This is a genomic window from Dyadobacter frigoris (genome assembly GCF_005280585.1).
Classification (GTDB): domain Bacteria; phylum Bacteroidota; class Bacteroidia; order Cytophagales; family Spirosomataceae; genus Dyadobacter; species Dyadobacter frigoris.
Genome location: NZ_SZVO01000011.1, coordinates 248,705 through 264,366, shown reverse-complemented (window position 1 = coordinate 264,366; position 15,662 = coordinate 248,705). Strand labels below are relative to the sequence as shown.

Below are 15,662 nucleotides of genomic sequence, written 5' to 3'. Positions count from 1 at the left end.
AAGCTAAAATGATCTCACACGAAATTGATTACAAGATTATCGGCGACGATATACAAATCGTGGAAATAGAACTCGATCCGAATGAAACGGTAATTGCCGAAGCCGGTGCGATGCTTTTTATGGAAGATGGAATTCAGTTTGAAACCAAAATGGGTGACGGATCTGAGGCCAACCAGAGTATAATGGGTAAGATCTTTCAGGCAGGAACACGTGTGATTACGGGTGAATCGCTTTTCATGACACACTTTACTAACCGCGGTGTTGGAAAAAGAAAAGTTGCTTTTTCTGCTCCTTATCCGGGAACGATCATGCCGATTGATCTATCAAAGATTTACGGCAACGAATTGATTGTTCAGAAAGACGGATTCCTTTGCGCTGCTTTGGGTACGAGTATGAAAATTCACTTCAACCAGCGTTTTGGTTCTGGCCTTTTCGGGGGTGAAGGATTTATTCTTCAAAAACTGAAAGGTGACGGAATGGCCTTTGTTCACGCCGGAGGTGTAGTTATTGAGCGTCAGCTTAACAATGAAATGCTGAGAATCGATACAGGTTGCGTTGTTGCTTTTGAACAATCGCTAAGTTTTGATATTCAGCGTTCAGGTGGATTGAAATCGATGGTTTTTGGTGGTGAAGGAATGTTTTTGGCAACACTTCGCGGAACAGGCCGTGTTTGGATACAATCCATGCCAATTTCTAAACTTATTCAGAGATTATCCGTTGGCGGAGGTAACGCAGGAAAAGAAAGTGGTTCGGTGATCGGTGGTTTGGGGAGATTATTTGAAGATTAATAAGGTTCAGTTCATATAGTAATAAGGTAAGTGTTTCGGCGTTTACCTTATTTTAATGAAAAACCACATTTTGAGTACTGACACCCGATTTACTGACAATCTTCAAAATATAATTCCCGGTTGGCAAGCTATGAACGGGACGCAAAGATAGAAGTCCAATGATCTCGGTATCGGAAACAATAATAGGATGTTCGCGACCACGGATATCAAAAATAGAACATTGAATATCGGTTTCTGAATTATCAGGTCTTATATAAAACTGCTGCTTTGTTACCGGATTTGGAAAAATAACAAAATTTGGCGGCGTTCCTTCTTTTAGAATCGCCAGAACGGTTGAATATGAAATTTCTCCATTTATATCTTCTCCTTTTATTCTGTAATAGAAACTTTCATTGGTTACATTGTTATCGGAATAACTGTAAATATGTGAATGCAGTTGATTATCCTGAGCATCAAAACTTGCCAAATCCGAATAGGTTTCTCCATCAACAGTTTTTTGAAGAACCATCTTTTTTAGTGACGGATTTGCTGCTACATGCCAGGATACGATGATGCTATTTTCTACTTTGCGCGCAGAAATTGTATTGATAAACTCGATTTTATTGTAAGTTTTACTTACCACAAATAACTCGGAAATACTTCCGGTCATGATGGGATTTATTGCTGACAATCTTATTCTGTAACGCCCATCAGGAATACCAGTTGGAATTTGAATGTTTACAGGATTTCCGATTCCAGTACTGGCCAGCCTGACAAATTTGCCTGTTGCATCCAGTAGTTCCGCCTGAACATTATTGTTGGTATTGGCAGAGCTGGTAATGTTATATGGTAAAGTAAACGTCGCTCCGGGGAAAAATTTTGACGGTACCAGACCTGTATGTATAGTAAATTTTGGTTGAAGCGGTATGACAGACTTAAATAATGAATCAGTAAGAATCCGGCTCCAGGCAGTCGCTGCCAGCGTTAAACCCTGAATGCCACCAGAAATATTTTCAAAATGGCCATGCGATGGCCGGGGAATTTGAATGGTATCAAGATTGGGTCCTGCAAAGGAATTGAAGTTCTTTAAGGCTGCTAATCTGATTTGTGCATTTATTACCGGTGCATAAGGTTTTGGCAAAGTAAAACTGGCAGAGTTCCTGGCAATGATCCAGGAAGCCGGATATCCGGAATCATGTCTGCTGTTTTCGATCAGTGTTTTGATATTATTGAAATAATTTTCTTCTGTAAAATTAAGCTGAGCATCATTTTCACCATGTGACCATAACACGGCTCTCAGTCCAAGTGATGAATTGAAATAACGTATCGTGTTGACAATGTTGGTGTAAGGCTGCCGGTTTGGCCAGTATTTTCCAACATAAATATTAAAGGCATCTTTTCCGGTAGCCCCATCGCGGTAATTTTCAGAATTTGCAGCGGCCCAGGCTGTATTTAAAAACATAACCGGTGTATTCATTTTCTGAGAAATCATATCGCCCAGTTCTCCCCAATACCAGGAAGTTTCGCCGGAAGGGAAAATGTTGCTTTTTACCGTTATCGGACTATATTCAGGCGTTTGCATCGGTTCATCCGGCGCAACGGTTATGTTTTCTGAATTCAGGCCTTTGTTAACCGCATTGAATGAAACAACCTGATCGGAAGCATTTTTAGACCCCAAATCCGGCAGGCCCATTGCGTTAGAATTTCCGGCAACCAGGAAAACTTCACCAATACCAACACGAACTATACTAGTGGAATCTACAATTCCTTTATCGCCATATCCGGTTATTTCCAGGCGATACCAACCCGTTTCGGCTTGCAAAGTGGTATGCAAAAAACCCTGTTTTATTTGATCGGCTGAAAACGAAAATTCTTTTCCGATATGAGAATTACTTCCGTTTGGTAGTAGCCGTGCTTCGATCCGGGAATATGGAAAGTGCGCGTAGGCGGTTATGGCGATGTTGGCAAAGCCGTTTTCATCACGCTGGAATATCTGATTATTAACCGGACTTGAAATAATTAGCTGAGCATATGAAGTTGTAGCTAATTGAGTTAATAATATTTGAATAACGATGAAAAAGTGAATTTTGTAATTTTTTATTCCCATCCTGTTTTTATTAGGCTCTGAATTTAAACGTAATTTGATAGTAAATGAATATTTCAGAGTATAATCTTAACGAAAAAAAGCCAGCCCCGGCTTTTACGCTTTTGGGACTGGCTCAATTTAATCAGCAATATTTATTAATAACCAGGATTCTGAGGAGTCAGTTTCGGGTTATTTTTCATTTCCTGAATCCCGAGAGGAAACAAAAGATGTTTAGCCTGTAATGCAACCCCAGAACCAACATTCAGGTTAAGGTGGCCAATAAAGGCATCAAATCCTTTTGTTTTTTCATTAAATACTTTACGCAAACGTACCATATCAAACCAGGTAATTCCTTCGTAAGCGAATTCATACCAACGCTCTCTCAAAACTGCGTCACGGAAAGATGACTGAGTGAAAGTTGCGAAACCAGGTGTTGTTAGTTTAGAACGGTCATGCACTTTTTTGTAAGCGTCATACGCTTCCTGAGTTGGTGCACCCAATTCGTTTTGAGCTTCTGCAAAGATCAAAAGAACTTCTGCGTAACGAATCAACGGAACATTCAAATTGTTAAACTGAGTACCAGGAACTCCTTGTGTACCATTGGCAGTCTGGTTGAAATGTTTAAAAACATAGGGAGCACCCAAGTCAAATTTTGCTCCATTACCATTCGTGAAGTAAGTGGTGTAGAACCATCCTTCCTGATCCACAGTACGAAGATCACCTGTGTCATAAGACGCATAGAAAGAACGTGTCGGAACCGTGCTTCCTGTTCCTCCCGGACCTGCGTAAGTTACAGGTTTGAAATTCGGTAAATAATCCCCAAGTGGATTACTAGCAACAGCAATGTTGTATTGAATCATAAAGATATGCTCAACACGGTTTTTAAGACTTTCCTGATGAACTTCTTTATACGTACTAAACAGATTTAGCGTCGATGGATTCGCTTTGGAATAATTGATAACTTCCAGAGCTTTATCCGCAGCGAGTTTGTAATGTGTTGCACCTTTACTTAGCGGGAAACCAGCCATGGTAAGGTATACCTTAGCCAGAAGCGATTTGGCTGCTATCTGGGTAGCACGTCCGCTTACATCCGTTACTGGCAAACCAGCAGCTTCGGCAGCTAACAAATCTTCAACGATTAACTTATACACTTCTTCTTGTGGAGTACGAGAAGGCATAAAGTCAGTTGAATTGGCTGTTTGAGGTGTAGTAATCAAAGGGATATCGCCCCACAATCTTACGGCATTGAAATAAGCCCAGGCGCGAAGAAAACGAGCTTCTCCCAATAATTTTGTTTTTTGAGCCTCGGTAGCCGTTGGGGGAAGGAAAGGAATTGTTGGAATTTTTTCCAAAGCAAGATTAGCATTGGCAATAATTTTGTACAGACCATTGTACCAGTTGTTGATATGCGCCGTGTTTCCGTCGTAAGTCAGCGAGTAAAGGTTATTTAAATCTGAATTCTGACCCGTTTCAGTTGTTGCAGTTCCCGTTACAGCTTCAAGCATTTGCCAGTTTGCAGAGAAAATACCTGCTCCGTCACCATAAAAACGAAGTCCTGCATAAGTGGCAGCAACAGCCGCTTCTGCGTGATCCGGTATCGTGTAAAAGCTTTCCGGGGTCAGGTTGGATGGATCCTTTTCGTCAAGAAAGTCAGAACAACCTGTTGGGCCAAGTAAAATGGATCCACAGAGAAGTATCTTGGCTACATTTTTTAAATTATATAACTTCATAATCAATGTTTTTTAGGATAAATTAATTAGCCAATTAAAATGCGATCTGTAAACCTGCCATGTAAGTAGTTGGTTTTGGATAGCCGTGCCAGATCATACCTTGTGAGAATACATTGCTGTTTTGATCTCCGTTTGTTGGCGTAACTTCCGGATCACCGTGTGGGTACTTGGTAAGCAAGAAGAAGTTCTGAGCAGAAAGATAAACTCTTAGTTTGCTAAGTTTAAGTTTGCTGATCACAGCCGATGGGAAGTTGTAACCTAACAAAAGGTTTCTTCCGCGAAGGAATGATCCGTCATAAACCCAGTGAGAATCTACGTTTGTAACATATCCAGCTCTTGTTTCACGAATTTGAGCGATTGGTGTATTCTGGTTTGTAGGAGTCCATGCATCCAAAACAGACGTGTAGCTGTTTGCGATAGAAACGCGGTCTTCACTTGAATGTTTTGTCATGTCCAAAACATCGTTACCATAAGAATAAGCAACGTCAAATGTCAAATCAAAGCTTTTGTAACGTACTGTGTTGGAGAATGTACCCCATGCTTTCGGACTACCGTTACCGATAATTGTACGGTCAGCGTCAGTAATTGCACCATCTCCGTTGATATCCTTGTATTTGATATCACCAGGAAGCATTGTCAAGTTGTTACGGTATGAGGTAAATTTAGCAGCCTGATCTCTTTCAGCTTCGCTCCATGTACCTTCACGAATAAGTCCCCAGAACGATCCAACTGGCTGTCCGATACGAATAATACCCGTTTGATTTGTAAAGCTAGGTCCACCTACTCCGAAGATATCCGAAGGTGTTGCCAGTGAAAGTACTTTGTTTCTGTTCAATGAAACGTTGAAACTCGAATTCCATGTGAAGTCACCTCTTTCGATGTTCGTTGTGTTCAAAGTAAATTCAAACCCTTTGTTCTGCATCGAACCGATGTTTTTTCTGATTACAGCGTAACCGCTCGAACGTGGTACCGGTGCATCCAAAAGCATATCTGTGGTTTTTCTGTAATAGTAATCTGCTTCTACCGAAATTCTTCCTTTCAAGAAACTAATTTCAACCCCTGCATCGGTTTGTGCTGTTTTTTCCCATTTCAAATCAGGGTTAGCCAAACGGTTGATACCTGTACCGCCTACTTTTGTGTCGTTGTAGATCGTTGCATAATTGGAGCTCAACAATGACAAAGACGAGTATGGGGGAATTTCCGAGTTACCAGTCAAACCGTAACTTGTACGAACTTTCAGGTTTGAGATCACTGAATTTCCTTTCAGGAATTCTTCGTCAGATACTTTCCATGCCAAAGCAGCAGAAGGGAAAAATGCGAATTTGTGGTTTTCTCCAAATTTAGAAGATCCATCCGCCCGTCCTGTAAAGGTAACCAGGTATTTGTCAAGCAAAGTATAGTTAACACGACCGAAGTATGAGTTAAATGCAAAGCTTTGCGCACCCGAACTTACACTAGGAAGTGTAGCACCTGCACCTAAGTTATTAAAACCAAAAGCATCAGTTGCGAAGTTACGAACGCTGGCTCCTGTTGTCGAGATATTTGTTTTCTGCCAAGAGATACCGGCCAATGCATTGATTGCATGAATACCCCATGACTTGTTATAAGTCAAATAGTTTTCCCACGACCAGAATGTTTCTTTTCTGTTTGACTTTCCGGCAGTACCTAATTCCGACGTTGCCAGGGTTCGTGTTTGAGACTCATTAACTTCTTGGTTAATCACGTTAATACCTAATACAGAGCGCAATTCCAAACCTTTTGCAAGTGTTAGATTTCCGTACAAGCTACCCAATGTCGTAGCTGTATTCACAATATACTTACGGCCAGTCAATCTGTGGATCGAGCTGAAAGAACCTTCAGCCTGTGGATAGTCACGGTTGTTTGCAAAAGTTCCGTCTGGATATCTTACAGGAAGAAAAGGAAAATCTTCAACCATTTGACGAGGAACAGCATCGTTGATATCGACAAGGTTTTCACTCTGGTTGTTATAACTCAGAGTAGCTCCGATTTTCAACCATTTTTTTACCTGATCGTCAATGCTGAAACGCGTTGAATAACGTTTCAAATATGATTCTTTCAACAAACCCTGATCATCACGGTAGCCAAGAGACAACGCATAAGTTGTTTTTTCATTTCCACCGCTGAAACCTAACTGATGGTTTTGAGAAACTTTATTCTGTGTTGCTTCCTTAAACCAGTCGGTATCATAGTTTGGTTTGTAACTTCCGTCTGCTGCCAGCGTAAATACATCCGGATGTTGTGCAGAGAAAGCCTTTCTACGAGTCTGAGGATTCAAATTTGCATATTTTCCGGAAGCCCATCCGGCAGGGTCAAACTTTTCGATGTTTTTGTACGCAAGATCTTCAACATCAAGATATTGCTGAGCATTTAATGTATGTGGTCTTTTTGGGCCGATGGTAGGAACGCTGATATCTACATTGTATGTGACAACGCCTTCACCAGATCTTCCTTTTTTGGTTTGAACAAGGATTACACCATTTGCACCTCTTGCTCCGTAAATGGCAGTAGAAGACGCATCTTTCAATACTTCAACCGATACGATATCGTTTGGGTTGATATAGTCAATCGCTGAACTGTACTGATTTTGAGTTCCCTGTGGAAGCATTACTCCGTCAACAACATACAATGGATTGTTTGATGAGTTAATAGAACTGAAACCACGGATACGAACATTGCTTCTTCCACCCGGACGGCCAGAGTTTACGTTAACCTGTACACCGGATACTTTACCAGATAATGCCTGGTTCAAAGAAGGAGATGGTCTTTCTTTAAGCTGATCTTCTTTTACAGAACCAACAGAACCGGTTAAATCGGATTTTTTGGCAGTACCGTAGCCGATAACGACAACTTCGCTTAGTGCTTTTGTATCTGATTCAATGGCAACGTCAAGTGTAGAACGGTTGCCTACTGCAACTTCCTGACTGATGTAACCTACAAAACTGAATACCAAAACAGCGCCGCTTTCAGGTACAGAAAGTGTGTAGGCGCCGGTTCCGTCTGTTGTTGTACCAACGCTTGTTCCTTTAATAACAACGTTAACACCAGGAAGGCCATCAGCTTTATCTTTTTCAGTAACTCTTCCTTTAATTGTTCTGTCGGCAGTTTTTGCTACCAGCGCGTTGGTATTGATTTTTTCAGAAAGTAAAGTGTTGGCAGTGCCAATTTTATCTCCCTGATACAAAACCACCTGATTTTCCATTACTCTGTAAAGGATATTATGAGGTGCAAGTATTTCGTCCAATACTTCTGATAATGCTTTCGATTTAGCATTTATGGTAACTTTCATTTCATTTTTCACCACTTTGCTGCTGAATATAAACTTCACTTTCGTGGTATTTTCAAGCTGTAACAAAGCACTTCTCAGAGACGCATCTCTTAGCGACAATTCAGTTTTTTGACTTAGTAATGTTTGTTCGAATTTTTCATTAGCATAGGTTCCAAAGGAACACAGCAGCGCAAGAAGCATTAAAATTGTTTTTTGCATGGTTCCTTTGAGGGACATGCTCTTTCCGGTATTAGTCCTTTTCATACGGTTGGTTGCTTTAATTATGAAAATGTAGTTAGGCTATCTCAGGCGGGCGTTAATTTGTAAGAGGTGAGTTGACTGCCTGAAATGGTTGACAAGGGCAAATAAAAATTTTAAATCATAAAATGAAGAAATGGTTAAGTGAGTAGTAAATGAAATATGAGTAAGAATTGTAATGCATTATTTAATCACAGCCAACGCCATAAAGACGAATTTTGCCGTTGTCGATCGTGTAAGTAGCGCCAATGGACTGGCATAATAGATCCATGATGACGGGTAATCTCATGTTCGTGAAATCTGCGCGCAGGAAACAATTTTTTATTGCATCGTTCTCAAATTCAACCTGAACGGCAAACATTTCCTGAAGTCTGTTAGTAACGTCATGAACAGTAACCCAGTCAAAGTTGATTGTTACAGGTTCCCATATCTGAAACGGAGCAATCGTTGTTCGTTTTAACTGATTAAGTTTTCCGGAAGTTGGGTCAAACTGTACTTGCTGGCGGGCTTTAATGATTTCTTTACCATCAGGGCCGCTTACTGAAACGGTTCCGGTGACAACTGATACTTCAAAATGTTTGCTGTTTTTTCGGGCCTGCACGTTAAAACTGGTTCCCAAAACTTCCGTTGTCATTTTTCCGGTATGGATTATAAAGGGCTTCGAAGTGTTCCGGGTAACATCAAAAAAAGCTTCACCTTCCAGATTGATTTCCCTGACTTTGGTTCCGTAATTATTGTTGTAAGAAATTCTTGATCCGGGATTCAACCATACTTTGCTGCTGTCCGGAAGTTGACGCTGCTGGATTTTATTTGTTTTATTTTCAAGAAAAAATGTCGTAGGTCCGGCAAGTGCAGATTTTGATTCAAATGAAGAATTGTTTTTTTTAAACAAAAATGATACGCCTATGCCGATCAGTACTGATGCCGCCAGATACCAATACCATTGTTTGGCATCTAAGAGCTTCAGGGAATTCTTATTATCCGTTTCTTTCGATTTTATCTGTGATCGGATTTGGGCAAAAATGGATTGCGAATAACTTTCATTTTGAACTTCCGGAAACAGCGTGTTAATGTCCTGTGTGTCTTCAAATGCCTGGTACCAGTTTTCCACTTCTTCGCGCTCTTTTAGCGAACAGGCTCCATTTAAATATTTATCCAACAATTCAGATGATAGAGGTTTCTTCATGAGAGCATTTGTTTTGGATAAAATTAAATCGGATTAGTACAAAAAGAGCCTTTTGTACAAGGACGTACAAGAGGCTCGGATACCTTAGTTGAATTATAAAAAAAATCTAAATTTTTTTATTTAATCTTATTTTAACCTTAAATCAGATCAAAAGTTTGTTCTAACAGGCTGATCATGAAGGTGAAAGATGACGCCGCAGAGAAATCACGCAATTGCTGGCGAATTGTATTCCGGGCTTTTAATAAGTGGCTTTCGATTGTTTTTGGAGAAACGTTGGTAGTATTGGCAATTTCCTGGATGGACATTCCGCTTTCAAACAATTCATAAGCTATCCGGCATTTTTCAGGCAAATCCGAAATACTTTGGTCGTATGCTGTTTTTAAATCGTTATAAGCAATTTCTTCATAAGTGGCCTGCTTGTCTTCCTGCTCGGTGTAGTTGGCGGGATACTCTGCAACCTTGTCATTCTTGCGAAAAAATGAAATCACAGCATTTCGTAAAGAGGTGTGAAGGTACGCATCAAACGTTTTAGCAACCATAATTTGGTGCCTTTTGAGCCAAATATTGACAAATAACTCCTGAATAAGTTCTTCGGACTGATCGCGGTCGCGAAGCCTTTTAAAAGCGTCGTTCAGAATTCTATAAAAATATCTGCGGTATAGTTCTTCGAAAGCATGATGGTTGTCAAGCTTAACTTCGAAGAATAATTCTTCATCACTAAATTCCTTAAACTGAATCCGCTTTGTTCTCATGATTTGCAGCTATTTGTCAGGATATGAGAATGATTTTTTTGGTAGATATGTCAAAATCTTAATAAATCATGGCAATATTATAATAAATAAATATAATATTTAAATACTATTTTAATATTAATATTAAAAACTCATTGCAAACGTTTGCAAAAAAAAACTCCTGCCAAAAATTAACTGTTTGGTAAAACAGCAATTTTTGGCAGGAGTTGAAAACTGAAACTATATAGGTTAAACTAAATCAATTGTTTTTCCACCATTATGTACGGATTCATCGCAGGCAAATGCAATTTGTAAACTTGTTACGGCATCTTGCAAATGATCTGTCAGATCAATGTCTTCTTTAACTGCTTTCAGGAAATAAGCCTGTTCGCGGTTACACAATTCCTGATGATCAGGTTCATCTTGCAGATTAATCCAGATGTCTTCCTGCACAAATTCATCTTTATCATTCAGCGCTGCATGATGTACCCGAATGGATTCTGTTTTTGTATGTGCTTCCACGGATGAAGATTTTCCGGTTCCTCCTGCATCCTTAGCTACAATAGAAACAGAACCTTTTGGCCCGATCACATCTTTTACAAAAAATGCAGTTTCACTGATCATTGGTCCCCAGCCTGCTTCATACCAGCCAACCGAGCCATCCTCAAACCAAATCTGAAGCTGGCCATAATTGTAATTTCCTTCCGGAATATCTTCTGTTAAACGTGCTCCAATTGCATTCACACGAATTGGTTTTGAACGCGTCATTTGACACATTACATCAATATAATGCACACCGCAATCCACAATCGGACTAAGACTTTTCATTAAGTTACGGTGAACTGTCCACATGTAGCCATGGCTTTGCTGGTTCAGGTTCATGCGCATCACCAGAGGTTTTCCGATATTTTGGGCTTCTTTCACAAAACGTTCCCATGAAGGATGATGGCGGAGAATATAACCAACCACAACTTTTTTCCCTGCTTCTTTTGCCGCAGCAACAACTCTTTTAGCTCCTTCAACGGAAGCCGCCAATGGTTTTTCTATAAATACATGCGCACCGGACTGTAACGCCTGGATTGCAAAACTTTCATGTGTATCGGGATAAGTTGAAATACAAACCGCATCAGGTTTTGTCTCTTTTAATGCAGTTTCATAATCACTGAACAAGGTATAACCGCCGCCAAGTTTTTCATTTAAAACTTCTTTGCTTTTACCGGTTGAGACGATTCCGCAAATTTCGAAACCATCTGATAATTGATAGGCAATGGCGTGTGAAGCGCCCATATTACCACAGCCGACCACCAGGACGCGCAACGGATTTTCATTCATTGAAGCAGACATACGAAATGTTATTGTTTAATGATATTGGGTTGATAGGAATATTAACCACAAAAATAAGGATTTAAATCCGTTTTAGGGAAAAATCCGTTGGAAGTGGTGCGGTAATAAGTGACAGAAGTATAGAGGGGAAGTCTGAAAAATAATAATTGTAATTTAAATTCTTTTTTAAATGAACTAAAGGTTGCATAATGCACGAAATTTATCACCTTTCATCAAATGTTGTTCAATTATTCCAGTTCGGTTCCGGGTAACGGAGCCAAGTTTCTAGCTTGCATTTGCATTCTTTTTTCCTTTTCGATTTGTAACTGCGCATTCGCGCAGGAAGACTTTAAACCAACCTACGGACTTATTGACCGCGCATCTCTGGAAATGGATGCCTATCCGGAGGACAGCAGCGCGGAAGCTTTGGTACTTTATGATTTCGGAGAACTTAAATTCAGTTACCAAAATCACATCGGGCTTGTGCTTATTTTTGAATATCGAGCAAGGATCAAGATTTTGAAAGAATCCGGACTTGACCGTGCATCGGTTTCTATCCGCTATGGTGAAGGAGGAAATCCCGAAAAGGATGAAAGTATTAGCGACATTTCCGGCTTTACTTACAACCTTGTTGGAAATAAAATTGAAACGGTTGCCATGCCGAATAAGGCTATAGTAAGAGAAAAACTTTCTGACCAATACTGGGTATGCAAATTCAACCTTCAAAATGTGAGAAAGGGATCTGTAATTGAATACACCTACACCAAAACCACGCCTTTTGCTTTCCGTTCGGAGCCGGATGACTGGACTTTCCAACAGGATATCCCCTGCAAATGGAGTGAGTACAAAATCACAATCCCAAATGTTTTTTTTTACAAAATTATCTTCGGAGGTTATTTGCCGCTTCACATTGATAAGAAGGAAGATATTACGATCAATATCGGGCATCGGCAAATTGATGGTTCTGGGTTGGTATATCGATTTGTTGTTAAAGATGCACCGGCGTTTGCAAACGAGTCTTACATTACAACATCGAAGGATTATGTTTCCCGGATTGTATTCGAACTGGCCAGTGTTCATATCTATGGCGAAGGAACGAAAAGTTACTCTCAAACCTGGCCTGATGTGGATAGAACTTTGCTTAACATCGGTAGCTTTGGGGGACAGTTGAAAAATTTTTCATTTATAAAGGAAATTACGCAAGAGTTAGCAAAAAAGACATCACATCCGGAAGGGAGAATGACGCTGGCGTATGACTACATCCGCCAAAATATTAAGTGGAACGGAGAGACGGGTCTTGTATCCGAAGATGGCGTCAAAAAAGCCTTTGAAAATAAAAAAGGAAACGCCAGTGATATTAATCTGATGCTTACCAATTTACTAAGACAATTGGGGCTTGAAAGTAATCCTGTCTTGCTGAGTACACGTTCACATGGAAGGATCAATGAAGAAATTCCTCTAATTGATGGTTTCAATTATGTGGTGAGTCATGTTAAAGTAGGGGAAAAAGAATATCTTCTTGATGCTACGCAAAGAAATACATCTTTAGGAATGTTACCTGAAAATGCACTTAATGCAAAAGGAAGATTGGTTTTGGATGATGGAAAAGGGCGTTTTGTTGATTTAAAATCAAAAGTTGCTCTCGGGAAATTTCAAAGGATTGATGCTGATATTTCACCGGAAAATGGGTTATTAAAAGGAAAGTATATTATGGCCTTGACTGGCTACGAAGCTTTGCGATGGAGAGATAAATATCTTTTGGAAGCGGAAGAAAACTTTTCTGAACACGTCAAAAAGACAAATCCGGAATGGGAGATAGAAAATTTTAAAGTGTCAAATAAAGCTGAAAAGCTGGCTGAATCCGTAGAAGTTAGTTATGATTTTGAAGTTGAAAACGACGGGTCATCGGCGGATATTTTTTATTTTAACCCAATGCTGGCTGGCAGGGTTCATGAAAATCCTTTTAAAGAGTTGAACAGGATTTATCCTGTTGACCTGACGATGGCTAGTTCAACTTCATTTATTGGGAACTTCAAATTTCCCGAAGGTTATTATTTAGAGCACATCCCGAAAACAGTCATTATCGCATTGCCGGAAAAAGCGGGGAGATTCACTTTTCAAGTAAAACAAGAAGGAAATGTGATTTCCGTAAACAGTATTCTCATGATTAATAAGTCCTATTTTTCCGCCTCGGAATATGAGCTGCTCCGGGAATTTTACGACCGGGTCGTCGAAAACCATGCGCAGTCACTTGTTTTTAAGAAAAAGAAATAGACTTTATTGAGATGAAAAGAATAAATATTTTTTTTACGAAGATAGTTCTTGCTTTTTGTTTTTTGACAATAAACAGTTTGACCTATGCCCAGGATTTTAGCGTAAGTAAAATACCTTCAGAACTACTTAAAGATGCGAATGCTGTCATTCGGCTTGATGAAGAGTCTTTTGAGATTTTATCTAAAGCGGAAGCTAAACAGCGAAACCGTTTAGTTGTGACCATCTTGAATGAGAAAGGAGAAGATACGTATAATGAGATGGTGGTCCGTCATGATAAATTTACAAGGATCTCGGATCTTGCCGGAAATATTTATGACGCAGACGGTAAGCTGGTAAGAAAAATAAAAAACACTGATATAAAGGAGTTTGGCTATGGAGTAATTGGAAATGATATAACGGATGCCAAGTTTAAGGTGATTGATTTTAGTCGAAAAAGTTACCCATATCCTTATTCAATCGAACTTAGCTACGACACCAGAGATCGGAATATGATGTTTTATCCAAGTTGGGTTCCGACGAATAACGGCAAAGTTTCGATCGAATACTCCTCTTTTAAAATTAAAACACCGGTTGGTTTTGCATTCCGGTATAAAGAATACAATGGAGCTTCGCCGGTGAAAAAAACGGTTGATACAGACGGTTTGCCATTATACGAATGGACGATGCGAAACCATGCGGTTCTTGATAATATGCCATATCCTTTACCTGAAAACGAATTTTTGCCAAGAGTATTAACAGCACCCATTGCGTTTGAAATTCAGGAGTATTCAGGGGTTTTCAATAATTGGGAAGATTTTAGCAAATTTTATTATATCCTGAACAAAGATCGTGATCAACTTCCCACCGGGACGATTGCAGAAATAAAATCGGTTGTGAAAGATGCCAAAACAGATCGCGAAAAGGTATTGCTTCTTTATAAATGGATGCAGGCCAGAAGCCGGTATGTGAGCATTCAACTTGGAATTGGCGGGTGGCAAACGATCGATGCAATGACTGTTGCCGCAAAAGGTTATGGAGATTGTAAGGCGCTCAGTAATTTTATGGCTGCGAGCTTGAAACAAGTTGGGATTACGTCTTATGTCGCTTTGATCAAAGCTGGCAATGAAGCAAAAAACAATCTTGACTTTCCAAGTAGCCAGTTTAACCATGTAATTACCTGCGCAATCTTACCCAAAGACACGATTTGGCTTGAATGTACAAGTCAGAATACTTCTGCGGGTTTTATGGGCTCTTTTACTGGTAATCGAGAAGCTTTATTAGTGATGCCGGAAGGAGGGAAGTTAGTATCGACACATTTCTACGAATCTGATGAAAATGCAGTAAGCCGCATCACAAGTGTTAAGCTGGACGAAAATGGTAACGGACAATTGAGTGTCAGAGCTAATTTTAAAGGAATGCAGCAGGAGGGCCGGGAAAGGCTTTTGTATAGCTTCACGAAGGAAGAGCAAAAAAAATGGCTGCTAAGTAATTTGGAGCTGCCCAATATGGAGCTGGAAAATATCGAATATAGCAAGACCGATAACAGGGTTCCTGTGGTAACTGAGAAGTTAAGGATTGTGGTTCGAAATTGCGCCACAAGGACAGGAGTCAGATTGTTTGTTAAACCTAATTTACTGACAAGGCAGCTAGCCTTGCCAAATTCCTCAAAAGAACAGACGGCGGATTTTTATCTGCCGCTGTCCGATTATAATTTTACTGATTCGGATAGTATCTTCTTTGAAATTCCGGCAGGATTAAAGCTGGAAACTTCACTGCCGGACTTAAAGATTGAATCCATTTTTGGTACGTATTCTGCCAGTGCAGCGTATGACAATCATAAACTCTTTTATTTACGGAAAGTTACCATTAAAGGTGGCCGTTTTGCCGCGGCCGATTATCCAAAGTGGATTGACTTTATTAAAAAAGTCAGAAAAGCAGACCGTGCCCAAGTCGTTTTTATTGAGAGCAAAACCTGATCATCAGCTTTCGTTTTTACCAATATTGATATTTTTATCTTTTTGCAGTTGTTTCATAGCTTTTTA

At 39.9% G+C, this 15,662-nt stretch carries 9 protein-coding genes; 3 read left to right on the top strand and 6 right to left on the bottom strand.

Annotated features, from left to right (window positions below):
- Positions 1–8: 8 nt before the first annotated feature.
- The gene (locus FDK13_RS23060) at positions 9–788 is read left to right on the top strand and encodes a TIGR00266 family protein (RefSeq protein ID WP_137342364.1); all 780 of its coding nucleotides are present in this window, start codon (positions 9–11) and stop codon (positions 786–788) included.
- A 52-nt stretch (positions 789–840) separates the two neighbouring features.
- Here FDK13_RS23060 and FDK13_RS23055 read toward each other — a convergent pair whose 3' ends face one another.
- The 6 genes from FDK13_RS23055 to FDK13_RS23030 all read right to left on the bottom strand — a co-directional run bounded on the left by FDK13_RS23055 (position 841) and on the right by FDK13_RS23030 (position 11,388).
- On the bottom strand, positions 841–2,874 hold the full coding sequence (locus FDK13_RS23055) for a T9SS type A sorting domain-containing protein (protein WP_137342363.1): 2,034 nt from the start codon (positions 2,872–2,874) through the stop codon (positions 841–843).
- 134 nt (positions 2,875–3,008) lie between these two features.
- Positions 3,009–4,583 carry a RagB/SusD family nutrient uptake outer membrane protein gene (locus tag FDK13_RS23050; RefSeq protein ID WP_137342362.1) on the bottom strand — a complete coding sequence of 525 codons (1,575 nt, stop codon included), beginning with the start codon at positions 4,581–4,583 and terminating at the stop codon, positions 3,009–3,011.
- A 34-nt stretch (positions 4,584–4,617) separates the two neighbouring features.
- Complete coding sequence (locus FDK13_RS23045) at positions 4,618–8,133, bottom strand: TonB-dependent receptor (protein ID WP_137342361.1); 3,516 nt, start codon at positions 8,131–8,133, stop codon at positions 4,618–4,620.
- A gap of 181 nt (positions 8,134–8,314) precedes the next feature.
- The gene (locus FDK13_RS23040) at positions 8,315–9,313 is read right to left on the bottom strand and encodes a FecR family protein (RefSeq protein WP_137342360.1); all 999 of its coding nucleotides are present in this window, start codon (positions 9,311–9,313) and stop codon (positions 8,315–8,317) included.
- Between the two features lie 137 nt (positions 9,314–9,450).
- Entirely contained in the window at positions 9,451–10,065 is a 615-nt protein-coding gene (locus FDK13_RS23035; protein WP_137342359.1) for an RNA polymerase sigma factor, read from the bottom strand.
- Between the two features lie 228 nt (positions 10,066–10,293).
- Positions 10,294–11,388 (bottom strand): Gfo/Idh/MocA family protein, encoded by a 1,095-nt coding sequence (locus tag FDK13_RS23030; RefSeq protein WP_137342358.1) that lies wholly within the window; start codon positions 11,386–11,388, stop codon positions 10,294–10,296.
- 216 nt (positions 11,389–11,604) lie between these two features.
- On the opposite strand from FDK13_RS23030, the gene FDK13_RS23025 reads away from it, so the two are divergent.
- Together FDK13_RS23025 and FDK13_RS23020 are read left to right on the top strand one after the other, a co-directional pair.
- Positions 11,605–13,641, top strand: a complete 2,037-nt coding sequence (locus FDK13_RS23025; protein WP_137342357.1) for a DUF3858 domain-containing protein — start codon at positions 11,605–11,607, stop codon at positions 13,639–13,641.
- An 11-nt stretch (positions 13,642–13,652) separates the two neighbouring features.
- On the top strand, positions 13,653–15,596 hold the full coding sequence (locus FDK13_RS23020; RefSeq protein WP_137342356.1) for a DUF3857 domain-containing protein: 1,944 nt from the start codon (positions 13,653–13,655) through the stop codon (positions 15,594–15,596).
- The last annotated feature ends 66 nt before the right edge of the window (positions 15,597–15,662 follow it).

Coding starts and splice junctions, on each gene's coding strand:
- FDK13_RS23060 (WP_137342364.1), top strand. CDS start 9: ATGATCTCACACGAAATTGATTACAAGATTATCGGCGACGATATACAA.
- FDK13_RS23055 (WP_137342363.1), bottom strand. CDS start 2,874: ATGGGAATAAAAAATTACAAAATTCACTTTTTCATCGTTATTCAAATA.
- FDK13_RS23050 (WP_137342362.1), bottom strand. CDS start 4,583: ATGAAGTTATATAATTTAAAAAATGTAGCCAAGATACTTCTCTGTGGA.
- FDK13_RS23045 (WP_137342361.1), bottom strand. CDS start 8,133: ATGAAAAGGACTAATACCGGAAAGAGCATGTCCCTCAAAGGAACCATG.
- FDK13_RS23040 (WP_137342360.1), bottom strand. CDS start 9,313: ATGAAGAAACCTCTATCATCTGAATTGTTGGATAAATATTTAAATGGA.
- FDK13_RS23035 (WP_137342359.1), bottom strand. CDS start 10,065: ATGAGAACAAAGCGGATTCAGTTTAAGGAATTTAGTGATGAAGAATTA.
- FDK13_RS23030 (WP_137342358.1), bottom strand. CDS start 11,388: ATGTCTGCTTCAATGAATGAAAATCCGTTGCGCGTCCTGGTGGTCGGC.
- FDK13_RS23025 (WP_137342357.1), top strand. CDS start 11,605: ATGTTGTTCAATTATTCCAGTTCGGTTCCGGGTAACGGAGCCAAGTTT.
- FDK13_RS23020 (WP_137342356.1), top strand. CDS start 13,653: ATGAAAAGAATAAATATTTTTTTTACGAAGATAGTTCTTGCTTTTTGT.